Source organism: Mycobacterium sp. EPa45, assembly GCF_001021385.1.
Taxonomy (GTDB): domain Bacteria; phylum Actinomycetota; class Actinomycetes; order Mycobacteriales; family Mycobacteriaceae; genus Mycobacterium.
In genome coordinates, this window is record NZ_CP011773.1 from 2,816,207 (window position 1) to 2,839,436 (window position 23,230).

General features: G+C 68.1%; 20 protein-coding genes. 8 read left to right on the forward strand and 12 right to left on the reverse strand.

The window, feature by feature from the left end:
• Window position 1 precedes the first annotated feature (1 nt).
• Genes pgk through secG form a run of 3 tightly spaced genes read left to right on the forward strand, consistent with a single transcriptional unit; the run spans window position 2 to window position 2,279 of the window.
• The gene (pgk, locus tag AB431_RS13405; RefSeq protein WP_047330332.1) at window positions 2-1,213 is read left to right on the forward strand and encodes a phosphoglycerate kinase; all 1,212 of its coding nucleotides are present in this window, start codon (window positions 2-4) and stop codon (window positions 1,211-1,213) included.
• 4 nt (window positions 1,214-1,217) lie between these two features.
• Entirely contained in the window at window positions 1,218-2,003 is a 786-nt protein-coding gene (tpiA, locus tag AB431_RS13410; RefSeq protein ID WP_047330333.1) for a triose-phosphate isomerase, read from the forward strand.
• A gap of 42 nt (window positions 2,004-2,045) precedes the next feature.
• On the forward strand, window positions 2,046-2,279 hold the full coding sequence (gene secG, locus AB431_RS13415; RefSeq protein WP_047330334.1) for a preprotein translocase subunit SecG: 234 nt from the start codon (window positions 2,046-2,048) through the stop codon (window positions 2,277-2,279).
• 5 nt (window positions 2,280-2,284) lie between these two features.
• Here the strand turns inward: secG and AB431_RS13420 are convergent, their stop codons facing one another.
• On the reverse strand, window positions 2,285-3,631 hold the full coding sequence (locus tag AB431_RS13420) for an HNH endonuclease signature motif containing protein (protein ID WP_144418252.1): 1,347 nt from the start codon (window positions 3,629-3,631) through the stop codon (window positions 2,285-2,287).
• 121 nt (window positions 3,632-3,752) lie between these two features.
• On the opposite strand from AB431_RS13420, the gene ppc reads away from it, so the two are divergent.
• Both ppc and AB431_RS13430 read left to right on the forward strand, forming a co-directional pair.
• On the forward strand, window positions 3,753-6,542 hold the full coding sequence (ppc, locus tag AB431_RS13425) for a phosphoenolpyruvate carboxylase (protein ID WP_047330336.1): 2,790 nt from the start codon (window positions 3,753-3,755) through the stop codon (window positions 6,540-6,542).
• A gap of 12 nt (window positions 6,543-6,554) precedes the next feature.
• Complete coding sequence (locus tag AB431_RS13430; protein ID WP_047330337.1) at window positions 6,555-7,022, forward strand: DUF309 domain-containing protein; 468 nt, start codon at window positions 6,555-6,557, stop codon at window positions 7,020-7,022.
• Window positions 7,023-7,180: 158 nt separating this feature from the next.
• On the opposite strand, the gene AB431_RS13435 is transcribed toward AB431_RS13430, so the two are convergent.
• Genes AB431_RS13435 through tkt form a run of 6 tightly spaced genes read right to left on the reverse strand, consistent with a single transcriptional unit; the run spans window position 7,181 to window position 14,053 of the window.
• A complete protein-coding gene (locus AB431_RS13435) occupies window positions 7,181-7,567 on the reverse strand; it encodes a hypothetical protein (RefSeq protein ID WP_047330338.1) in 387 nt (128 codons plus the stop codon).
• Window positions 7,568-7,572: 5 nt separating this feature from the next.
• Window positions 7,573-8,316, reverse strand: coding sequence for a 6-phosphogluconolactonase (gene pgl / locus AB431_RS13440; protein WP_047330339.1), 744 nt, complete (start codon window positions 8,314-8,316; stop codon window positions 7,573-7,575).
• Window positions 8,317-8,340: 24 nt separating this feature from the next.
• Window positions 8,341-9,252 (reverse strand): glucose-6-phosphate dehydrogenase assembly protein OpcA, encoded by a 912-nt coding sequence (gene opcA, locus AB431_RS13445; protein ID WP_047333391.1) that lies wholly within the window; start codon window positions 9,250-9,252, stop codon window positions 8,341-8,343.
• On the reverse strand, window positions 9,252-10,817 hold the full coding sequence (gene zwf / locus AB431_RS13450) for a glucose-6-phosphate dehydrogenase (protein ID WP_047330340.1): 1,566 nt from the start codon (window positions 10,815-10,817) through the stop codon (window positions 9,252-9,254). Before zwf ends, opcA begins: the two co-directional genes overlap by 1 nt.
• On the reverse strand, window positions 10,814-11,932 hold the full coding sequence (gene tal / locus AB431_RS13455) for a transaldolase (RefSeq protein WP_047330341.1): 1,119 nt from the start codon (window positions 11,930-11,932) through the stop codon (window positions 10,814-10,816). Before tal ends, zwf begins: the two co-directional genes overlap by 4 nt.
• 27 nt (window positions 11,933-11,959) lie before the next feature.
• Entirely contained in the window at window positions 11,960-14,053 is a 2,094-nt protein-coding gene (gene tkt, locus AB431_RS13460) for a transketolase (RefSeq protein ID WP_047330342.1), read from the reverse strand.
• Between the two features lie 233 nt (window positions 14,054-14,286).
• Here tkt and AB431_RS13465 point away from each other — a divergent pair, with 233 nt between their 5' ends.
• The gene (locus AB431_RS13465) at window positions 14,287-15,216 is read left to right on the forward strand and encodes a heme o synthase (protein ID WP_047330343.1); all 930 of its coding nucleotides are present in this window, start codon (window positions 14,287-14,289) and stop codon (window positions 15,214-15,216) included.
• On the opposite strand, the gene AB431_RS13470 is transcribed toward AB431_RS13465, so the two are convergent.
• Window positions 15,209-16,186 carry a quinone oxidoreductase gene (locus AB431_RS13470; RefSeq protein WP_047330344.1) on the reverse strand — a complete coding sequence of 326 codons (978 nt, stop codon included), beginning with the start codon at window positions 16,184-16,186 and terminating at the stop codon, window positions 15,209-15,211. The two genes, AB431_RS13465 and AB431_RS13470, sit on opposite strands and share 8 nt — an antisense overlap.
• Window positions 16,187-16,204: 18 nt before the next feature.
• Between AB431_RS13470 and AB431_RS13475 the strand changes: the two genes are divergently transcribed.
• Window positions 16,205-17,155, forward strand: a complete 951-nt coding sequence (locus AB431_RS13475) for a RimK family alpha-L-glutamate ligase (RefSeq protein WP_082135893.1) — start codon at window positions 16,205-16,207, stop codon at window positions 17,153-17,155.
• Here AB431_RS13475 and AB431_RS13480 read toward each other — a convergent pair.
• A complete protein-coding gene (locus AB431_RS13480) occupies window positions 17,105-17,992 on the reverse strand; it encodes a heme A synthase (protein ID WP_200902768.1) in 888 nt (295 codons plus the stop codon). The two genes, AB431_RS13475 and AB431_RS13480, sit on opposite strands and share 51 nt — an antisense overlap.
• Window positions 17,993-18,178: 186 nt before the next feature.
• Here AB431_RS13480 and AB431_RS13485 point away from each other — a divergent pair, with 186 nt between their 5' ends.
• Window positions 18,179-19,777 (forward strand): FMN-binding glutamate synthase family protein, encoded by a 1,599-nt coding sequence (locus AB431_RS13485; protein WP_047330346.1) that lies wholly within the window; start codon window positions 18,179-18,181, stop codon window positions 19,775-19,777.
• A gap of 2 nt (window positions 19,778-19,779) precedes the next feature.
• On the opposite strand, the gene AB431_RS13490 is transcribed toward AB431_RS13485, so the two are convergent.
• The 3 genes from AB431_RS13490 to mptB are packed head-to-tail and all read right to left on the reverse strand — an operon-like array spanning window position 19,780 to window position 23,215.
• Entirely contained in the window at window positions 19,780-20,556 is a 777-nt protein-coding gene (locus AB431_RS13490; protein ID WP_047330347.1) for an ABC transporter permease, read from the reverse strand.
• Window positions 20,553-21,485, reverse strand: a complete 933-nt coding sequence (locus tag AB431_RS13495; protein WP_369803037.1) for an ABC transporter ATP-binding protein — start codon at window positions 21,483-21,485, stop codon at window positions 20,553-20,555. Before AB431_RS13495 ends, AB431_RS13490 begins: the two co-directional genes overlap by 4 nt.
• Window positions 21,482-23,215, reverse strand: a complete 1,734-nt coding sequence (gene mptB / locus AB431_RS13500; RefSeq protein ID WP_047333394.1) for a polyprenol phosphomannose-dependent alpha 1,6 mannosyltransferase MptB — start codon at window positions 23,213-23,215, stop codon at window positions 21,482-21,484. Before mptB ends, AB431_RS13495 begins: the two co-directional genes overlap by 4 nt.
• Window positions 23,216-23,230 lie beyond the last annotated feature (15 nt).

The following is a 23,230-nucleotide window of genomic DNA, read 5'->3' on the forward strand; positions in this document are numbered from 1 at the left end:
GATGGCCGTCAAGACGCTCGACGACCTGCTGGCCGAGGGTGTTTCGGGCCGGGGCGTACTGGTGCGCTCCGACCTGAACGTCCCGCTCGACGACGGGCGCATCACCGACCCGGGTCGCATCATCGCGTCGGTCCCGACACTGAAGGCGCTGTCCGACGCCGGGGCGAAGGTCGTGGTGACGGCGCACCTGGGCCGGCCCAAGGGCGGAGCCGACCCGGCGCTCTCGCTGGCGCCGGTCGCCGCCGCGCTGTCCGAGCAGCTGGGCCGGCATGTCCAGCTGGCCGGTGACGTGGTCGGCACCGACGCGCTCGCACGCGCCGAGGGCCTGACCGAAGGCGACATACTGCTGCTGGAGAACATCCGATTCGACGACCGTGAGACCAGCAAGGACGACGCCGAGCGCCTGAAGCTGGCCAAGGCGCTGGTCGAATTGGTCGGCGAGGACGGGGCTTTCGTCTCCGACGGGTTCGGTGTGGTGCATCGCAAGCAGGCGTCGGTGTACGACGTGGCCACGCTGTTGCCGCACTACGCGGGCACGCTGGTGGCCGCCGAGGTCAAGGTGCTCGAGCAGCTGACCAGTTCGACCGACCGGCCGTATGCCGTGGTGCTGGGCGGGTCGAAGGTCTCGGACAAGCTGGCCGTGATCGAGAACCTGGCCACCAAGGCCGACAGTATCGTGATCGGCGGCGGTATGTGCTTCACATTCCTTGCTGCGCAAGGGGTTTCGGTGGGCACATCGCTGCTGCAGGAGGAGATGATCGACACCTGCCGCCAACTGCTGGAGACCTACGGCGACGTGATCCACCTGCCGGTGGACATCGTGGTGACTGAGAAGTTCGCCGCCGATTCCCCGCCCGAAACCGTTTGGGCGGACAGTATCCCGGCTGACAAGATGGGTCTGGACATCGGACCGGAGTCGGTGAAGCGGTTCACCAAACTGCTGTCGAACGCCCGCACCATCTTCTGGAACGGCCCGATGGGCGTGTTCGAGTTCCCAGCGTTCTCGGCGGGCACGAAGGGCGTGGCCGAAGCGATCGTCGGCGCAACCGCCAAGGGCGCGTTCAGCGTCGTCGGCGGCGGAGACTCGGCGGCCGCGGTGCGGCAGTTGGGTCTGCCGGAGGACGGTTTCTCGCACATTTCGACCGGCGGCGGTGCATCGCTGGAATACCTTGAGGGCAAAACACTGCCCGGTATCGAGATCCTGGAGTCCTGACCACATGGCACGTAAACCGCTGATCGCGGGCAACTGGAAGATGAACCTCAACCATTTCGAGGCCATCGCGCTCGTCCAGAAGATCGCGTTCTCGTTGCCCGACAAGTACTTTGACAAGGTCGACGTGACGGTGATCCCGCCGTTCACCGATCTGCGCAGTGTGCAGACTCTGGTCGACGGTGACAAGCTGCGGCTGACGTACGGCGCACAGGATCTGTCGCAGCACGATGCGGGCGCCTACACCGGCGACATCAGCGGCGCGTTCCTGGCCAAGCTCGGGTGCACGTTCGTGGTGGTCGGACACTCGGAGCGGCGCACGTATCACCACGAGGACGACGCGCTGGTCGCCGAGAAGGCGGCTGCGGCGTTCCGGCACGGGCTGACGCCGATCGTGTGCATCGGCGAACAGCTCGAGGTCCGTGAGGCCGGCAACCACGTCGAGTTCAACGTGAACTCCCTGCGCGGCTCGCTGGCCGGACTGACGAAGGAACAGCTGACCGACATCGTCATCGCATACGAGCCGGTGTGGGCGATCGGCACCGGACGGGTGGCCAGCGCGGCTGATGCGCAGGAGGTGTGCGCCGCGATTCGCGCCGAGCTGGGCAACCTCGCTTCGCCGCAGATCGCCGCCGGCATTCGGGTGCTCTACGGCGGCTCGGTGAACGCCAAGAACGTCGGCGAGATCGTCGCCCAGCCGGATGTCGACGGCGCGCTTGTCGGCGGAGCGTCGCTCGATGGTGAGCAGTTCGCCACCCTGTCGGCCATCGCCGCCGGTGGGCCCCTGCCGTGACCGATGCCGTGACCACGGCTCCGACCAGGTAGTCTGGTCGCCATGGTTTTGACTCTGCAGATCATCCTGGTGGTCACCAGCGTGCTGGTGGTGCTGCTGGTGCTGCTGCACCGCGCCAAGGGTGGCGGCCTGTCGACGCTGTTCGGCGGCGGTGTGCAGTCCAGCCTGTCCGGGTCGACCGTGGTCGAGAAGAACCTCGACCGCCTCACGCTGTTCGTCACCGGCATCTGGGTGGTGTCCATCATCGGCATGGCCCTCCAGATCAAGTACAGCTAGTCGCCTCATTCCGGCTCCTCATCCTCGCTGAGCAGCCGTTCCGGGTGATGAGCGTCATTGACTCGCGGGGGACCGGTGCCGTCGCTCCAAGCGATCCGGCCGTCCTCGGTGACGGTCGTCGTGTACTTCCCCTCGGTCGCCATCATGTGGTCACACGCGCAGCCGAAGTACAGATTGTCCGCGTCGGTCGGGCCACCGGCGCTCCACTCCAGTGCGTGATGCACCTCTGAGTGGTAGCCGGGCTCGAAGCAGTTCGGTTTCGTGCACCCCCGATCGCGGGCGTAGCAGATGATCCGATGGTCCGCAGTGGCAAGGCGTTTGGCGCGTCCCAGGTACAGCGGCCGCTCCGAGTGGTCCTCGAACACCGCAAGGTAGTGCATCGCCTCGCTGGCCATCCGGATGACGTCGCGCATCGGCAGCCGCCCGGTGCCGCCGGTACGCGCCCAGCCGGCCGCCTGTTCCAGTTCGCTCAGCGTCGTCGTCACGATCACGGTCACCGGCAGCCCGCGGTGCTGTCCGAGCGCGCCGGATTCCACGGCCGCCTTCAGACCGAGCTTCACCCCGTCGTGGCAGCGCTGCTCGGGGCTGCGGGTATCGCGGTCCTCAGTGCCGTCGGGCAGATGCCGGCCGGGCCGAACCGCGGCCGTGACCGCTTCGATATAGGCGCGGCTCTCCGGATCCACCCAGCCGGAGATTCGGCTCATCCCGTCGGGACCCTGTCGGCCCATCCGCAGCCCGCGGCGGCGGGCGCGATCCTCGTCGGTGAATGTGCCGTCCGGATTCAGGCAGTCGGCGATTTCGACCCCGATCGCGGCCACGAACTTCGAATCCTGTTCTCGTGCACGCCGAACCAGTGCCCGTTCGGCGGCCTCCCGGTCGGCCGCCGCGACCGAGACGGGCAGCCGGTCGAGTGCATGGCACACCGCCGCGACATGGTCGTCGCCGACCTCACCGGCCTCGACAGCGGCAGCAAGCGACGGCAGCTCCGGTGGCAGCGTCGGCCCGGTCGGCGATCGGCGGTGCCGCAGGCGCGCCGCCACCGCGAACCGGCGTTTGACCTCCCCGGCGGTCAGGCGCAGCCGGGTGGCCAGGACGTCGCGTACCTTGACCCCGGCGGGCATACCCCCACCGTCGACCGGTTCGGCGATCTCTCCGAACATGCGGTAGGACAGCCCGCGGTTAGTCCGCTGCTGGTGCTCCAGCCGTTCGGCCACCTCGATACGAAAAGCGTTGCCCGCCAGATCTGTACACATCGACCGCAGCCGGGTGTGAGCGGCGTCGACGGCATCGAGCTCCGCTCGCACCCGGTCATGCACCGCCTGGGCGGTGAGGGGTTCGCACACGGAAGACATGACTGCACGCTATCGAACAAATGTGCGACCCCAACAGAAAAAGCGGCCGCCTGTGGACGAATCCGGATCTGGGGATAACCCTCGGTCTGCGACCTGTCCCGTGCACCGAGATACTGGAGTCATGGCTGACGACGCGTCCCTGGAACCGATCGGCGCGGTACAGCGCACCCAGGTCGGACGTGAGGCCACCGAGCCCATGCGCGAGGACATCCGCCTGCTCGGCGCGATCCTCGGCGACACCGTGCGCGAACAGAACGGCGACGAGGTGTTCGACCTCGTCGAGAAGGCCCGTGTCGAGTCCTTCCGGGTGCGGCGATCCGAGATCGATCGGTCCGAGCTGGCCCGGCTGTTCGACGGCATCGACGTCCACCGGGCCATCCCGGTCATCCGCGCATTCACGCACTTCGCCTTGCTGGCCAACGTCGCCGAGGACATCCACCGCGAGCGGCGTCGGGCCATCCACGTCGCGGCCGGTGAGCCGCCGCAGGACAGCACCCTGGCCGCCACTTACGAGAAGCTCGACGCCGCCGACCTCGACGCGGCCACCGTCGCCGACGCCTTGAAGGGTGCGCTCGTCGCGCCGGTGATCACCGCCCACCCGACTGAGACCCGCAGGCGCACCGTGTTCGACACCCAGCACCGGATCACGCAGCTGATGCGGCTGCGAATGCACGGTCAGGACGAGACCGAGGACGGCCGGCCGGTCGAGACCGAGCTGCGCCGTCAGATCCTGACGCTCTGGCAGACCGCACTGATCCGGTTGTCGCGGTTGAAGATTCAGGACGAGATCGAAGTAGGCCTGCGGTACTACCCGGCGGCCTTCTTCGAGGTGATCCCGAAGGTGAACGCCGAAGTGCGCGACGCGCTGCGGGCCCGCTGGCCCGGCGCCGACCTGCTGCCCGAGCCGATCCTGCGGCCCGGTTCGTGGATCGGTGGCGACCGCGACGGCAACCCGAACGTCACCGCCGACGTGGTGCGGCTGGCCACCGGCAGCGCCGCCTACACCGCGCTGGGCCACTACTTCGCCGAGCTCAACAAGCTCGAGCAGGAATTGTCGATGTCGGCGCGGCTGGTGAAGACCACCGACGCTCTCGTCACGCTGGCCGACGCCTGCCATGAGCCGGCCCGGATGGACGAGCCCTACCGGCGGGCACTGCGGGTGGTGCACGCCCGGCTCACCGCGACCGGTCAGGCTATCCTCGACCGAGAGCCGGCGCACACCCTCGACCTCGGTCTGCCCCCGTACGAGACACCCGACGAGTTGCTCGCCGACCTGAACACCATCGACGCGTCACTGCGCGCCAACGGCAGCGCCCTGCTGGCCGACGACCGGCTGGCCCGGTTGCGGGAAGCCGTGGACGTCTTCGGGTTTCATCTGAGCAGCCTGGACATGCGGCAGAACTCCGACGTGCACGAGGAGGTCATCGCCGAGCTGCTGTCCTGGGCCGGGGTGCATCCGGACTACGCGTCGCTGTCCGAGCCGCAGCGGGTCGAGGTTCTCACCGCCGAGTTGAGCACGCGCCGCCCGCTGGTTCGCGACGATTCCGAGCTGTCAGAGCTGGCCCGCAAGGAACTCGACATCGTCTTCGCCGCGGCACGCGCCGTGAAGGTGTTCGGCCCCGAGGCGGTGCCCAACTACATCATCTCGATGTGCCAGTCGGTCTCGGACATGCTGGAGGCGGCGATCCTGCTGAAAGAGGCGGGGCTACTCGATGTTTCGGGCGAGGACGGGTACGCCCCCGTGGGCATCGTTCCGTTGTTCGAGACCATCGACGATCTGCAGCGCGGCTCGTCGATTCTCGAGTCGGTGCTGGAACTGCCGCTCTACCGCGCGATGGTGCACGCCCGCGAGGAGAGTCAGGAGGTCATGCTGGGCTACTCCGACTCCAACAAGGACGGTGGCTACCTGGCAGCGAACTGGGCGCTCTACCGGGCCGAGCTGGATCTCGTGGAATCGGCCCGGAAGACCGGTATTCGGTTGCGGCTGTTCCATGGTCGCGGCGGCACCGTCGGCCGCGGCGGGGGCCCCAGCTATGACGCGATCCTGGCCCAGCCGCCCGGTGCGGTCAACGGCTCGCTGCGACTGACCGAACAGGGTGAGGTGATCGCCGCCAAGTACGCCGAGCCGCGCATTGCGCACCGCAACCTCGAGACACTGCTGGCGGCCACGCTGGAGTCGACGTTGCTCGACACCGAAGGTCTCGGTGAACTCGCCGAGCAGGCCTACCAGGTCCTCGACGACCTCGCCGCCCGTGCCCAGCGGGCTTACGCCGAATTGGTCCATGAGACACCGGGTTTCGTCGAGTACTTCAAGGCGTCCACGCCGGTCAGCGAGATCGGCTCACTCAACATCGGCAGCAGGCCGACGTCACGCAAACCGACCACGTCGATCTCCGACCTGCGGGCCATCCCGTGGGTGCTGGCCTGGAGCCAGTCGCGCGTCATGTTGCCCGGCTGGTACGGCACCGGAACCGCGGTCGAGGAGTGGATCGCCGAGAACGACGGCGGACTCGAGGTACTACAAGAGCTCTACAAGAAGTGGCCGTTCTTCGCGACCGTGCTCTCGAACATGGCGCAGGTGCTGGCCAAGGCGGACATGGGCCTGGCCGCACGGTATTCCGAGCTGGTCGACGACGAGGAGTTGCGCGCCCGGGTGTTCGACAAGATCGTCGCCGAGCACGGCCGCACACTGCGGATCCATCAGCTGATCACCGGCCAGGACGATCTGCTCGCCGACAACCCGGCGCTGGCCCGCTCGGTGTTCAACCGGTTCCCCTACCTGGAGCCGCTCAACCATTTGCAGGTCGAGCTGCTGCGCCGTTACCGGTCCGGCGACGACGACGAACTGGTGCAGCGCGGCATCCTGCTCACGATGAGTGGGCTGGCGTCGGCACTGCGCAACAGCGGCTAGTCAAGGTGCGACATGGCGCGTGACCGTGACGAGGCCGGCCGTCCCCGCAACGCGAGGGCGCGTGACGAACTCGGGCGACCGCTACCGGAGGGCGCGCAGGGGGTGCCCCGCATCCCCGACGACCTGAGTCTCCCGCCCGCCGAAACACTCGCGTACGCGCAGGATCTGCTGAATCATGGCCGGGCGTTCCACGCCCACGAGGTGTTCGAGGCGGCGTGGAAGAACGGCCCCGACGACGAACGCACGCTGTGGCAGGGACTGGCCCAGCTCGCGGTCGGCCTCACGCACGTGCAACGCGGCAACCTCAAGGGCGCCGCCACCCTGCTGCGGCGTGCATCGGCGCTTCTGGCCCACGTCACCGACGCGCCCTACGGCATCGACATCGCGGGCCTGGTCGGCACCGGAACAGCACTGGCGGACGATCTCACTGCGGGCGCGGCGATCGACCCGCAGCGATTACGGCCGCACCTGACGCAGTAGGGAACCAACGGCGAATCAACACCGTCAAAACCGGTATGACGCAACCTGACTGCTCACTGGAGAACACCGCCGAACTGATTGGACCGCTGCCGCCGGTCGCGCCGCCCGTGCTGGCCGACTGGACGGTCACCGACCCCGCCGACGGCTGGTGGTGAGCGCTACCGGCCCTGGCGGCGCATGGCGTTGACGACTCCGCGAACCGCCGACTCGGTGGCGGCCAGCGGTGACATCACCGCCTCACCGATACCCACGATGCGCTCGATGCGGTCGACGATCCCTTCCATCCGCTCGACCACCGCATTGAGCCGTGGCGCCAGCTCATCGATGCGGGTCAGCGTGGAGTTGAACACGCCCAGCGTTTCCTCGAAGTACTCGAGGGTGCCGTTCATCCCACTCATCGTGGTGTTGAGGTCGGTGAGGGCCTCACTCATCCCGGTCAGGATGGTGTCGAGCTGGTCGACGGTGACGTCGGCGTTGAGCGCAGCCTGAGCCAGGGTCTTGATCCGGTCGCGGCCAGTGCGCGGCGTGGGCGGCTTGTCAACCATGGGCTTCAGTCTTGCAGCTTGCCGGCCGCCTCGGTGTCGAGAAGCCAAACCGTGGCCTCGCGGCCTTTTGCGCCCGCGGCCGGCCAGTCGGCCGGTTTGGCGCCGCCGACGGCTTCGGCGACGGCCTCGGCCTTGCCCTCGCCCGACACGACGAGCCACACCTCGCGCGAGCGGGTGACGGCAGGCAGGGTCAGCGTGATCCGCCGGGGCGGAGGTTTGGGGGAGTCCTCGACGCCGACGACCAGACGCTTGGTCTCGGCGACGGCGGGGGTGTGCGGGAACAGCGAGTTGATGTGGCCCTCCGGCCCCATCCCCAGCAGGTGGACGTCGAAAGCCGGTGTGGGCTCGCCGGATTCGGCGTTGGCGGCGAGCACGCTCTCGTACGCAAGGGCGGCCGCGTCCAGGTCGTCACCGAACTCGCCGTCGCTGGCCGCCATCGGATGCACATTGCTGTCCGGGATGGCGACGTGGTCGAGCAGCGCCTCGCGGGCCTGCTTTTCGTTGCGCTCGTCGTCGTCGGCAGGCACGTAGCGTTCGTCACCCCAGAAGACGTGCACCTTCGACCAGTCGATCGCCTCGTCGTGCGCGCCGACATGCTTGAGCAGGTTGATTCCTGTTCCGCCACCTGTCAATACGATGAACGCCTGCCCGCGCGCGGCAATCGCCGTGGTGATCGCCTCGACCAGCCGGTCGCCGACGGCGGCCACCAGTGCTGAGGCATCGGGGTAGGTCTCGACTATCTGGTTCACATCGCGACCTTTCGACTCGGTTCGCTAGACGTAGTGCACCTTTTCAATACCCGCCAAGGCCTCGTGGTAAATCTCGTCGGCGTCGAGCCGGCGAAGATCCTCGGCAAGGCACTCCCGGGTCTCCCGGCGCGGCAACGGTAGCAGCGCCTCCGGGCGTGCGGTGCGGGTCAGGGTGGCGGTGATGCCCTCCTGCGGGCGGGCGAGCGTCACCGTCTCGGAGTCGCGCACCAGCTCGACCTTCAGCTCGCCCACCGCGCGCGTCACCGTGCCATCGATCCGGCTGGCCAGCCAGCCAGCCAGGATGTCGAGAGCCGGCTCGTCCTTCAGCCCGGACACCAGGGCCGACGTCAGCGGCTCGTACGGGGCCTGATCCACCGCCGACGCCAGCAACGCGCGCCAGTAGGTGATCCGGCTCCACGCCAGGTCGGTGTCACCGTCGGTGTAGCCCTGCAGCCGGCTCTTGATCGCCGCCAGTGGGTCTTCCGTTCCGGTGGCATCGGTGATCCGGCGAATAGCCAAGCGGCCCAACGGGTCCTCGGCGGGGGTTGCCGGGGCGGCACCAGGCCACCAGGCGACCACCGGGGTGTCGGGCAACAGGAACGGCAGCACCACGCTGCTGGCGTGATGGGACAGCGGCCCGGAGATCCGCAGCACGACGACCTCACCGGCGCCGGCGTCGGCGCCCACCCGCAGTTGGCCGTCCAGTCGCGCCTCGCCGGCCAGCCGGTCGGCCGGGACGACGACGATGATGCGGCAGGGATGCTCCCGGCTCGCCGACACCGCGGCCTCGATGGAGTCTTCCACCCTGGCTTCGATGTCCGGTGCCACCACCAGCGTGAGCACCCGCCCCAGCGTGATCGCCCCGCCCTCTTCGCGCAGCGCGGTGATCTTCTTGTTGAGTTCGTTCGTCGTGGTGTCAGGCAGGTCGACAATCACTAGGGACGCCTCCATTCACGACCGGACCGCTGCAGAATTTCGAACGCCGAATCGGGACCCCAGGTGCCCGCCTCGTAGGGGTCGGGCTTCCCGTGCGACGCCCAGTAGTCCAGCACCGGATCGAGTATCTCCCAGGACAATTCGACCTCGGCATTGCCGGGGAACAGCGATGGCTCGCCGAGCAGCACGTCGAGGATCAGCCGCTCGTAGGCTTCCGGTGAATCCTCGGCGAAGGCCGAGCCGTACGAGAAGTCCATGTTGACGTCGCGGACCTCCATCGCGCTGCCGGGGACCTTGGACCCGAATCGCAGCGTGATCCCCTCGTCCGGCTGAACGCGAATCACCAGCGCGTTCTTGCCGAGTTCCTCGGTCATCGTCGCGTCGAACGGCAAGTGGGGAGCACGGCGGAACACCAACGCCACTTCAGTGACCCTGCGGCCCAAGCGTTTTCCGGTCCGCAGATAAAACGGCACACCGGCCCAGCGCCGGGTGTCGACGTCGAGGGTGATCGCGGCGAACGTCTCGGTGGTGGAAGTCTTCGAAAATCCCTCTTCGTCGAGCAGCCCGACGACCTTCTCGCCACCCTGCCATCCCGCGGTGTATTGCCCACGCGAGGTGGTCAGGTCCAGCGGCTGCACGGGCGAGGTCGCCGAGAGCACCTTGATCTTCTCGGCCCTGACCTCGCTCGGGTGGAAGCTCACCGGCTCCTCCATCGCGGTCAGCGCCAGCAGCTGCAGCAAGTGGTTCTGGATGACGTCGCGCGCCGCCCCGATCCCGTCGTAGTAGCCGCCGCGCCCACCCAGCCCGATGTCCTCGGCCATGGTGATCTGCACGCTGTCGACGTAATGGTTGTTCCAGATCGGCTCGAACAGCTCGTTGGCGAACCGCAGCGCCAGGATGTTCTGCACCGTCTCCTTGCCGAGGTAGTGGTCGATGCGGAACACCGACTCCTCGGGGAAGACGCTGTTGACCACCTTGTTGAGCTCGATGGCGCTCTGCAGGTCGTGGCCGAACGGCTTCTCGATGACGACCCGGCTCCAGCGGCCCTCCTGCTGGCGGGCCAGCCCGGACTTCTTCAGCTGCTGGCACACCACCGGGAACGACTTGGGCGGAATCGACAGGTAGAAGGCGTGATTGCCACCCGTCCCGCGTTCGACATCGAGCTTCTCCAGGGTTTCGGCCAGCCGGGCGAACGCCGCCTCGTCGTCGAAGGCGCCCTGGACGAAGCGGAATCCCTCGGCCAGCCGGTCCCACACCTCCTGACGGAACGGAGTGCGGGCGTGCTGGCAGACGGCGTCGTGCACGACGGCCCCGAAATCCTGGTCGGCCCAATCGCGCCGGGCGAAACCGACGAGCGAGAACGACGGTGGCAGCAGGCCGCGGTTGGCCAGGTCGTAGATGGCCGGCATGAGTTTTTTGCGGGCCAGATCGCCGGTGACGCCGAAGATCACCACGCCGCACGGACCGGCGATCAACGGCATCCGCTTGTCCCGCTTGTCGCGCAGCGGGTTACGCCAGGTGTCCGGGGCGGGCGCCGCCACTCCGGGTACGGGCCGGTCCGTCATTTGGCCGCGGCGTCGAGCTGATCCTGGGTTGCGTCGAGTAGTTCCTGCCACGCCTTCTCGAACTTGTCCACGCCCTCGTTCTCCAGGACCAGGAACACGTCGCGCAGGTCGATGCCGATGGCGTCGAGCTTGTCGAACACCTCCTGGGAGGCCGCCGCGGTGCCGGTGATCGTGTCGCCGGTGACGACGCCGTGGTCGGCCACCGCGTCAATCGTCTTCTCCGGCATGGTGTTCACCGTGTTGGGGGCGACCAGTTCGGTGACGTACAGGGTGTCGGAGTAGTCGGGATTCTTGACACCGGTGGACGCCCACAGCGGGCGCTGCACGCGGGCACCCGCGTCGGCCAGCGCGCGGAAGCGGTCACCGCCACCGAACACCTCTTCGTAGGCGGCGTAGGCCAGTCGCGCGTTGGCGACGCCGGCCTGACCGCGCAGGGCCAGTGCCTCCTCGGAGCCGATCTTCTCCAGCCGCTTGTCGATCTCGGTGTCCACCCGGGACACGAAGAATGACGCGACGGAATGAATCTTGGCGATGTCGTGACCGGCTTCCTTGGCCTTCTCCAGACCCTGGAGGTAGGCGTCCATCACCAGCTTGTGGCGCTCGACGGAGAAGATCAGCGTCACGTTCACCGAAATACCTTCGGCCAGAACCGATGCGATCGCCGGCACGCCCGCCTCGGTGGCGGGGATCTTGATCAAGAGGTTGGGCCGGTCGACGATCTTCCACAGCTCGATCGCCTGCAGGATCGTCTTGTCGGTGTCGTGGGCCAGGCGCGGGTCGACCTCGATCGAGACTCGGCCGTCGACGCCGTCGGAGGCCTCCCACTGCGGCCGCAGCACGTCGCAGGCCTCCCGGACATCGTCGGTGGTGACGGTGCGGATGGTCGCGTCGACGTCGGCGCCACGCTCGGCGAGCTCGGAAACCTGTGCGTCGTAGGCGTTTCCGTGCGACAGGGCGGCCTGGAAGATCGACGGGTTGGTGGTGACACCGACCACGCTGCGGGTGTCGATCAGTTCCTGCAGGTTGCCCGATCGCAGCCGCTCCCGGGACAGGTCGTCGAGCCAGACGGACACACCCGCCGCGGATAGTGCGGCAAGGTTGGGATTCTGTGCCATGACGTTCCCTTCAATTGGTCGTGTGGGTTAGTTGTCGATCACGCGTTCCGCGGCGTCGGCGACGGCTTCGGCGGTGAACCCGAACTCGCGGAACAGGGTCTTGTCGTCGGCCGACTCGCCGTAGTGCTCGATGGAGATGATTTCCCCGGTGTCGCCGACGAACTGATACCAACTCTGGGCCACTCCGGCTTCCACCGCGACCCGTGCCGACACGTCGGGCGGCAGCACGCTGTCGCGGTACTCCTGCGGCTGCGAGTTGAACCACTCGACACACGGCATCGACACCACGTAGGCGTTGATGTCCTTGGCCGCCAACAGCTTCTGGGCTTCGACAGCCAGCTGCAGCTCGGATCCGGTGGCGATGATGATCACATCGGCGTCGTCGGCCGGGTTGCCCCCGCCAAGGACATAACCGCCCTTCTGGACCCCCTCGGCGTCGGTGCCCTCGAGCACCGGGATGCCCTGGCGGGTCAGGATGAAACCGACCGGGCCCGCGCCGTTGCCGCGGGCGATGATGCTGCGCCAGGCGTACGCGGTCTCGTTGGGATCGCCGGGACGCACCACCGAGAGCTTCGGAATGGCCCGCAGCGCGGCCAGGTGCTCGATGGGCTGATGAGTGGGGCCGTCCTCGCCCAGACCGATCGAGTCGTGCGTCCAGATGTAGATGGTGTCGATATCCATCAGGGAAGCCAGTCGCACCGACGCGCGCATGTAGTCGGAGAACTGCAGGAACGTGCCGCCGAACGCGCGCGTCGGGCCGTGTAGCACGATGCCGGACAGGATCGCGCCCATCGCATGCTCACGGATACCGAAGTGCAGCACCCGGCCGTACCAGTCGGCGGTGAAGTCGTCGGTGGAGATCGATGGCGGCCCGAACGAGTTGACGCCCTTGATGGTGGTGTTGTTGCTGCCGGCGAGATCTGCCGAGCCACCCCATAATTCGGGAAGCTTGGGCGCGACGTCGTTGAGCACCTGGCCGAACGCCGCGCGGGTGGCGACCGCCTTGGAGCCGGGCTCCCAGTGGGTGATGTCGGAATCCCAGCCGTCGGGCAGTTCCTGGGCCAGCAACCGGTCGAGCAGCGCCTTGCGTTCCGGCTCGCGCTGGGCCCAGGCGTCGAATTCGCCCTGCCATTTCTCGTGGGCCTCGCGGCCGCGGTCGACGAGCTTGCGGGTGTGCGCGATGACCTCGTCGTGCACCTCGAACTTCTTGTCCGGGTCGAAGCCGAGGACCTTCTTGGTGGCGGCCACCTCGTCGTCACCGAGCGCGGCGCCATGCACGCCACCGGTGTTCATCTTGGTGGGAGCCGGATAGCCGATGATGGTGCGCACCGCGATGAACGACGGCTTGTCGGTCACCTTCTTGGCCTCGGCGATCGCCTGCTCGATGCCGACGACGTTCTCGCCGCCCTCGACCTCCTGCACATGCCAGCCGTAGGCGCGGTAGCGGGCCGGGACATCTTCGGACAGCGCGATGTCGGTGTTGTGCTCGATGGAGATCTTGTTGTGGTCGTAGAACACGATGAGGTTGCCCAGCTGCTGGGTGCCGGCCAGGGACGACGCCTCGCTGGTGATGCCCTCTTCGATGTCACCGTCCGAGCAGATGACGTAGATGTAGTGGTCGAACGGGCTGGTGCCGGCCGGGGCGTCGGGATCGAACAGCCCGCGCTCGTAGCGAGAGGCCATCGCCATGCCGACCGCGGAGGCCAGCCCCTGGCCCAGCGGGCCGGTGGTGATCTCCACCCCGTCGGTGTGGCGGAACTCCGGGTGACCGGGGGTCTTCGAGCCCCAGGTGCGCAGCGACTCGATGTCGGAGAGCTCCAGGCCGAACCCGCCCAGATACAGCTGCAGGTACAGCGTCAGGCTGCTGTGCCCGCAGGACAGAATGAACCGGTCGCGGCCCAGCCAGTGAACGTCGCTCGGATCGTGCCGCATCACCCGCTGGAACAGCGTGTAGGCCAGCGGCGCCAGGCTCATCGCCGTGCCCGGGTGCCCGTTGCCGACCTTCTGCACCGCATCGGCGGCCAGTACCCGCACCGTGTCGACGGCCTTGGAATCGACTGGCATCCAGTCGTCGGGGTGGTGCGGCTGGGTCAGCGTGGCGATCTCTTCGACAGTGGTCACAAACTCGCTCCTGGCGTGATCAAAGGGCGGCATGCTGGGTGGTCCTCTTCACCCTAATGCTGCTTGGTACTTGGCTGCATAGTGCTGCTACCAGCGTTACCCGCAGGTGTTGCTCTACACCTGGAACTGTGTCATCACCATGGAATCGCCGTGAATCGACCCGTCGGTGCCGAAGCCCTCGCCCGGCCGACTACCATCGGTTGTAGTAGATCGTCAGGTCAGGAGTCAGTTGCGTGAGAGTTCGCGAAGTGCACCTCGTTGACGGGGCGCCCATTCGGTTCCGCGACCGGCTCCTCGGGTACCTCGCGCTGACCAAGCCACGCGTCATCGAGCTCCTGCTCGTCACCACGATTCCGGCCATGCTGCTGGCCGGCCGCGGCACCGTCGACCTGCCGCTGATTTTCAACACACTGTTCGGCGGTTTGCTGGCCGCTGCGGGCGCCAACACGCTGAACTGCGTGGCCGACGCCGATATCGACAAGGTGATGAAGCGCACGGAACGGCGACCACTGGCGCGGGCCACCGTGCCGCGCAGCCACGCGCTGGTGTTCGGGCTGACGCTGTCGGTCGGGTCGTTCTTCTGGCTGTGGTGGACGACCAACCTGCTCTCGGCGCATCTGGCCGCGGCCACGATCGCGTTCTACGTCCTGGTCTACACCCTGCTGCTCAAGCGCCGGACCTCCCAGAACGTGGTGTGGGGCGGCGCGGCCGGCTGTATGCCGGTGATGATCGGCTGGTCGGCCGTCACCGACACGATCGGCTGGCAGGCCCTGGTGATGTTCGCGATCATCTTCTTCTGGACCCCGCCGCACACCTGGGCGCTGGCGATGAAGTACAAGGACGACTACGCCGCTGCCGGGGTGCCGATGCTGCCGGTGGTGGCCACCGAGCTCCAGGTCACCAAGCAGATCCTGATCTACACCTGGCTGACCGTGGTCGCCACGCTGGCGCTCGCGCCGGCCGCCGGCTGGTTGTACGGCTCGGTGGCGGCGCTGGCCGGTGGGTGGTTCCTGATCATGGCCCACCGGCTGCATGCCGGCGTTCGGCGCGGGAACCCGGTCAAGCCGCTGCGGTTGTTCCTGCATTCGAACAACTACCTGGCGCTGGTGTTCGTCGCGCTGGCCGTCGATTCCGCGCTGGCGCTGCCGACGCTGTTCAGCTAGGCAGCAGCACGATCGAGCCAGTCGTCTTGCGGCCCTGAAGGTCGCGGTGCGCTTGGGCCGCCTCGGCCAGCGGATAGTGCCCGCCGACGGTGATCGTGATCGAACCGCCGGCGATCGCGTCCAGCAATTCGCCTGCTCGCCAAGCGAATTCGTCGGGCGTACGGGTGAAGTGGGCGAGGTTGGGCCGGGTCAGGAACACCGAGCCGGCGGCGTTGAGGCGTTGCGGGTCGACCGGTGGGACCGGTCCGCTGGCGGCGCCGAACAGTGCCAGCGTGCCCCGGATCGCGAGGCTGGCCAGGCTGGCGTCGAAGGTGGTCTTGCCGACACCGTCGTAGACCGCGGCGACACCGTGACCGTTGGTGAGGTCGCGGATCTGGGCGGCGAACTCGCCGGGCTCATCGGGGTAGTCGAGCACCTCCACCGCGCCGGCCTGTCGTGACAGTTCCGCCTTCTCACGACTGGAGGCGGTGGTGATCACCCGCGCACCCAGGCTCGTGGCCCACTGCGTCAGGATCAGGCCGACCCCGCCGGCCCCGGCGTGCACGAGCACGAAGTCGCGCGCCTGCACCTCATACACCGACTTGATCAGGTAGTGCGCCGTCATGCCCTTCAGCAGCGCTGAGGCGATCGCGTCCGACGGCACCGAGTCCGGCACGTACGCCACGAAATCGGCCGGTGCCGTGCAGAATTCGGCATAGGCGCCGGATGCCGCCGCGGTCACCACCCGGTCGCCGGGTTTGATGGCGGCGACGTCGTCGCCGACCGCGGCGATCGTGCCGCACACCTCGGTGCCCAGCACGAAGGGCAGCTCGCGCGGATAGAGGCCCGAGCGGAAGTAGGTGTCGATGTAGTTGACGCCGATCGCGTCCGCGGCGATGAGCACCTCGGCGGGCCCCGGCGTGGGTTTCGGCATCTCGACGTAGTTCAGGACCTCGGGGCCGCCCGTCTCGGCGACTTCGATTGCGTGCATGTCACTATCATCCCCGCTGTGACCGTCCGCCCGAATCTGGCACGTCCCGACGTCTTCCACCCCAGCATCGTGCTGGCCGGATGCCCGCAGCTGGTGGAAGGTGACGGTGACGACGACGGGCTGATCGGCGCGCTGCGCACCCGCGGGCTGCATGCGCGCTGGCTGTCCTGGGACGACCCACGGACCGAGACCGCCGACGTGGTGATCCTGCGCGCCGCATGGGACTACGCCGAACGCCGCGAGGAGTTCCTGGCCTGGACCCGGCGAGTGCGCCACCTGCTGAACTCCCCGGAGGTGGTGGCCTGGAACAGCGACAAGCACTACCTGCAGGACCTTGCCGAGGCGGGTGTGCCCACAATCACGTCGTTCTTCGTCGAACCGGGGGACACGCCGCGGCTGCCCAAGGGCGAGATCGTGGTCAAGCCCGCGATCGGGGCCGGCTCGATCGACACCGCGCGGTTCGTCGACCCGGCCGCGGCGCGCGCGCACGTCACCGCCCTGCAGGACAGCGGCCGCAGCGCGCTGGTGCAGCCCTACGACGCCCGCGTCGAGCAGGGGGAGACCGCGCTGGTGTTCCTCGGCGGCCGGCAGTCGCATGCCTTCACCAAGGGGCCGATGCTGCCGCCGGAAGGCGAACTACCCACCCTCGACGAGTCCGGCACCTATGCGGAGGAGTCCCTGACCCCGGCCGAACCGGACTTCGAGATGTGGGACGTCGGCGCCGCCGCGCTAGCCGCCGCGGCCGCCCATCTCGGCATCGACACCACTGAATTGCTCTATGCCCGAGTCGATCTCATCGGTGACGCCGAGGACCCGCTGCTGCTGGAGCTGGAAGTGATCGAGCCCGGGCTGGGCTGGCGCCAACTGAAGGCGCGGACCCGCGAGCAGCAGCAGCGCGCGTTCGCGCTCGCGGTCGAGTCAGCCCTCGAACGTCTTGGGCTCGGTCCGCTGTCGCATCGACGCCCATAGCGCTGCGGTTGCCGCGGTGCATGCCGCCGCTCCCGCGACGTGCACGGCCACCAGCGCGGCCGGCACACCGGTGAAGAACTGCACCGCGCCGACCAGTCCCTGGGCCAGGACCAAACCGACGAGCACCGCCAGCCGCTTCATGATCGCGCGCGGTGCGAACACCGCCTGCAGGCCCGCGGCCAACCCGACCAGCAGCGCCAGGTAGGCGATCAGCAGCGTCGAGTGCATGTGGACGAGCGTGAGGATCTCGACCTCGAGGCGCGGCACCGCCCGCTGTGGGCTCTTGTCACCGGCGTGCGGGCCTGCACCGGTCACCAGTGTCCCGGTGGTCAGGGTGGCCGCCAGCGTGAGCGCACCGAGCACGGTCAGGTGCCGCAGCGGTTTGGGCACCAGCGCCGTCGAGATGCCGTCGTCGGGCTCGCCGATCTTGACGTAGAGCAGGGTGGCCAGCCACACCATCGCCATCGACGCAAGCAGATGGATCGCCACCGTCCACCAGGCCAGCCCGGCCAGCACGGTGATACCGCCGAGAACCGCCTGCACGACCGTCGATGCCGGCATCAGCCAGGCGTAGACCAGGACCTCGCGCCGGCGCCGGGCGCGGGTGACGGCCAGCACCGCCAGGATCGCGGTGATCACGACGAGGAAGGTGATCATCCGGTTGCCGAACTCGACGGCCTGGTGAATGCCGGGCACTTCGGCGTGGGGAACCGGCACGAAGCTGCCGGGGAAGCACTGCGGCCAGGTCGGGCAGCCCAGCCCCGACGCGGTGACCCGGACGATCGCGCCGGTGACGGCGATACCGCCCTGGGTCAGGATGACGGCGGCGGCGATCATGCGCTGGACGCGCAGGCTCGGCAGTGGCAGCAGGTCCACCAGCCGCAGGTAAAACCGTCCGACGGGCACGGCCCGATCGTAGAGGACGACTAACTACGCCCCGTAGTAGGGCCGATCCGAACGACTCCCGGCCTGGTGACCCCGGTCCCTACCCGGCGGGTCCGGACCGATGGCAGGGTGGGCCGCATGAAGAAGCGGACGCTCGCCGCACTGGTTCCCGCCGCCCTCGCCGGCATCGCCGTGCAGGACCTCGCCCAGAAGGAACATGCCCTTCGCCGAAATTTCCCGGTCATCGCGCGGGCCAGATATCTCCTGGAATCGGTCGGCCCGGAATTGCGCCAGTACATCATCACCAGCAACGACGACGAGCGGCCGTTCAGTCGCGATCAACGGCGCTGGGTGTACACCTCGGCGAAGAAGAACAACAACTACTTCGCGTTCGGTACGGACAACGACACCGAGAACGCCTGCTATCCGATCATCAAGCAGGCCACCTTCTCCGACGTCGTCCCCGCCTCTCCGATCCACGGTCGCGACATCGAGCTGCCGGGCGCGAAGATACTCGGCGGTCCCCGTGGGCGGCGGCACGCTTTTCGGCCGTCGTCGGTGGTCAATGTGTCGGCGATGTCGTTCGGTTCGCTCAGTCCCCAGGCGATCCAGGCGATCAACAAGGGCGCCAAGATCGCCGGCTCATGGCACAACACGGGCGAGGGGGGCTTGTCGGACCATCACCGCCAGGGTGGTGACCTGGTGTTCCAGATCGGAACCGGCTACTTCGGTTGCCGCAACGAGCGCGGCGAGTTCGATCTCGACCGGCTGATCGACGTCGTGGGGTCCGGCCCGGTCCGCGCCATCGAGTTCAAGTTGAGCCAGGGCGCGAAACCCGGTCTGGGCGGCCACCTTCCGGGCGCCAAGGTCAACGCGGAAATCGCCCGGATCCGGGGCGTCGAGGAGGGCAAGGACGTCGTCAGCCCGTCTCGGCACACCGTGTTTCGCAACGTCGACGAGATGCTCGACGTCGTCGAGCGGATCGCCGACGCCACGGGGCTGCCGGTCGGTATCAAGTCTGCGGTCGGTGAGATCGTCTTCTGGCAGCAGCTGGCCGACCGGATGGCCGACGGGCAGCGCGGGGTCGACTTCATCACGATCGACGGGGGCGAGGGCGGTACCGGCGCCGCCCCGCTGGTCTTCGCCGACCACGTGTCGTTCCCGTTCCGGGTTGGCTTCGCCCAGGTCTACCGATTGTTCGCCGGTGCCGGTCTGACGGATCGGGTCACCTGGATCGGGTCAGGCAAACTGGGGCTGCCCGCCAACGCGATCGTGGCGTTCGCTCTGGGCGTCGACCTCGTCAACGTCGCGCGCGAGGCGATGTTGGCGATCGGCTGCATCCAGGCCCAGAAATGCCACACCGATCGCTGTCCGACCGGCGTCGCGACGCAGAACCCATGGCTGGCTCGGGGGCTGGATCCCGAGCAGAAGTCACACCGGCTGGCGAACTACGTCATGACGTTGCGCCGCGACCTGCTGAAGGTTTCGGAGGCGGCCGGCGTACGTCACCCCACCTTGCTCAGCCCGAACGCCGTCGAGATCCTCGACGGCGACCGCGAGAGCCGACCGCTCGCCGACGTGTACGGCTACCAGCCCGGGTGGGGGATCCCCGGACCTGAGATCGCCCGCGACATCGACGCGTACATGTCGCGCTATGCGGACCTGCCGGGAACCGATCGCGTCGTCCAGCACGAGCCGCTGAAGGTGGCGAAGGAGCCCAACCAGGCGACGGAATAGCCTCAGGTGAACCGGAACCAGCGCAGTGCGGCCAGTGCCGACACCGCGCCCCACACCGCCAGCACCGCGATGCCGAACCAGTCGACGGACAGCGACATCGCGCGGGTCAGTGCTTCGGTGAGCGCACCGGACGGGGTGAGTCGTGCCACCCAGGCGAGCGGGTGCGGTATCGCGCTGGTTTCCAGGGTCAGCGCGCCCAGTCCGGCGAAGACGAACCACAGCAGGTTGGCCACGGCCAGCACGATCTCGGCGCGCAGCGTGCCGCCCAGAAGCAGGCCCATCGCGGCGAAACCCGCGGTGCCCAAAGCGATCACGACCGCACCCAGTAGCAGACCCAGCGGGTGCGGACGCCAGCCCAGTGCCAAGCCGATGCCGCCGAGCAGCAACGCCTGCAGGAATACCACGGTCACCACGGCCAGCGATTTGCCCGCGATGATGCCCCACACCGGAAGTGCGGTGGCGCCCAACCGTTTCAGCGCCCCGTAGCGGCGGTCGAATGCCACGGCGATGGCCTGGCCGGTGAACGCGGTCGAGATCACCGCCAGGGCCATGATCGCCGGGACGAACACGGCGACGCGGTGGGCACCGAACGAGCCGAGCGGCAGCAGGGTGAGCCCGATCAGCAACGTGATCGGGATGAACATCGTCAGCAGCAGCTGTTCGCCGTTGCGCAGCAACAGTTTCAGCTCCAGGCCGTACTGCGCGGCCAACATCCGCGCCACGGTGCTTGGTCGCGGGTCGGGGCTGAAGGTGCCCGGCGGGAAGAGCTCGCTCGTCATGACCGCAACTCCCTACCCGTCAGCTCGAGGAAAACGTCTTCAAGGCTGCGCTGCTCCACCCGCACATCGGTGGCCAGCACGTCCAGCCGCGCGCACCACGCCGTGACCGTGGCCAGCACCTGCGGATCGATCTTGCCTTCCACCAGGTACTCGCCGGGCGAAACCTCTTTGGCCGCATAGCCTTCCGGCAACGCCGCTACCAACAGGGACAGGTCGAGCTGGCGGGGCGCGGAGAACCTCAGCTGGCCCTCGGCGCCGTCGCGCATCAGCTCCGCCGGCGTCCCGGACGCGACGGCCGAGCCGTGGTCGATGATCACGATCCGATCGGCGAGCTCTTCGGCCTCCTTGAGCTGGTGGGTGGTCAGCACCACCGTCACACCGTCACGGCGAAGCGCATCGATGAGCTCCCAGACCACCAGCCGCGCGTGGGCGTCCATGCCCGCGGTCGGCTCGTCGAGGAAGACCAGTTCGGGCCGTCCGACGAGAGCGCAGGCCAGCGCCAGCCGCTGCTGCTGGCCACCGGAGAGCCGGCGATAGGTGGTGCGTGCGGCATCGGTCAACCCCAAAGTGTCGAGCAGCCAAGCCGGATCGAGCGGATTCGCGGCGTAGGAGGCCACCAGATCGAGCATCTCGCCGGCCCGCGCGGCCGGGTAACCGCCACCGCCCTGCAGCATGACGCCGATCCGCTCCCGCACTCGCGCGTTGTCGGCCACCGGGTCCAGGCCGAGCACTTCGATGGTGCCGCCGTCGGGCCGCGTGAAGCCCTCGCACATCTCGACCGTCGTCGTCTTGCCTGCTCCGTTGGGGCCCAGCAGCGCCAGCACCTCGGCGGCGTGCACTTCGAGATCGAGATTCGACACGGCCGTCGTCGACCCGTAGTGCTTGGACACCCCGCACAGTCGCACGGGGATTTCGTGGCCGGAACTCACGGTGACTCAGCGTATGCGCCGGGCGCGGGGCGCGGCGCCGGTGGTTCGGTGGGCGGCTCCGACGGCTCCGGCGCCGGCGCAGCGTCGGGCTCCTGACCACTGAATGTCTCGTTGGTCCCGGGTACCTTGCGCCACGGCAGCCGGTGGAACGTCAGCGCGATCAGCATCAGCACGATCACCGTGCTGGCCAGGGTGGCGTCGACGATCTGGAAGAGGGCAAAACGGTCGCCGTTGGCGGTGGGCCCGAAGATCCCGACGACGAGGGACACCGCGATGGTGGCGATGCGGAAACCCGGCCGGGTGGCCCAGGCGGCCAGCGGAATGATCGCCCACAGCAGGTACCAGGGCTGCACGACGGGGAACAGCAGCACGGTCGCGCCCAGCGCGACGCCGAGCCCGCCGACCGGATGTAGGCGGCCGCGCAGCACGGCCAGCAGCAGCCAGGTGACCGTGATCATGATGATCAGCACGCCCATCGCGCGGGTGAGCGACAGCACGGCGGTGGTGTGGTCACCCAGCCCGAGCAGAATCCCCACCTGGCCGGTGCCCAGCGCCAGCAGCGTCGGCGGTGACATCCAGCTGCGCACCACGTTGGCGGTGCCGAGGGTGAAGATCCAGCCGAAGCCCAGGCCGCTGGCCCAGCCGATGATCGCCATCACCACCAGCGACAGCGACCCCATGAACGCGCTGGCCAGAAGGAACGCCCGGATGGTGGACCCCCAGCGGTATGCCAGGGCCATCCCCACAAAGCCCAGGGCCAACAGGCCCGGCAACTTCACCTGCGACGACATCGTGATCAGCACAGAGCCCAACACAAGCATCGCCGGCGGCATCCACTGCGCCCACTGGTCCCGGCCGTGCGGCCAGTGCATTGGCCGTGGCCACAGTGGCTTGGCGGAGTCGATGCCGCGCAGCGCGAATTCGGTCCCGGTGAGCATCAGGCCCAGCATCAGCGCCTCGTTGTGGATGCCGGCGACCAGATGCATCAGCAGCAGCGGGTTGGCCGCACCGAGCCACAGCGCGCTGACCTCGGCGACGCCGCAGCGGCGAGCGAGCCGCGGCACCGCCCATACGATCATCCCGACGCCGAGAAGCACCACCACGCGATGGCTGAGGACGGCGGCGACGATGTTCTCACCGGTCAGTGCCGAGATACCGCGACCGACCCAGAGGAACAGTGGCCCGTACGGCGCCGGCGTCTCGCGCCACAGGCTGGGAACCGACAGGGTGAAGACGTGATCGAGGCCGAGTCCGGGTGCCGGACCCACCTTGTACGGGTTGAGCCCGTTGGCCGAGATCTGACTCTGCGCCAGGTAGGAGTAGACGTCCTTGCTGTACATCGGGGGAGCGATGAGCAGTGGCACCACCCACAGCAGCAGGGTGTGATCGAGCTGACTACGCGTCATCCGGCGGCTGCCGAGCGCGAATCGGCCCAGCATGAGCCAGGCCAGCGCCATCATCACGGCGCCAGTGGTGGTCATCGTCAGCGAAACGGTCTGGATGCGCGACGGCAGGTTCAGCAGCCGCACCCCGAAGGTGGGGTCCTGCACGACCGGGCGCGCCCCGGCCCCGAGCGCACCTATCGCCATCAGCACCGTGCCGGTGGCGCCGAACAGCCGCGTCCGGCGCATGGCGCGGAATTCGGCGTCGTTCAGAGGCGCGCCAACGGTGCGTTCATCGCCGTGCAGACGGGCGATCGATGAACTCAGCGAGAGCTGGCGGGCTGCCACCACAGCACTCTATCC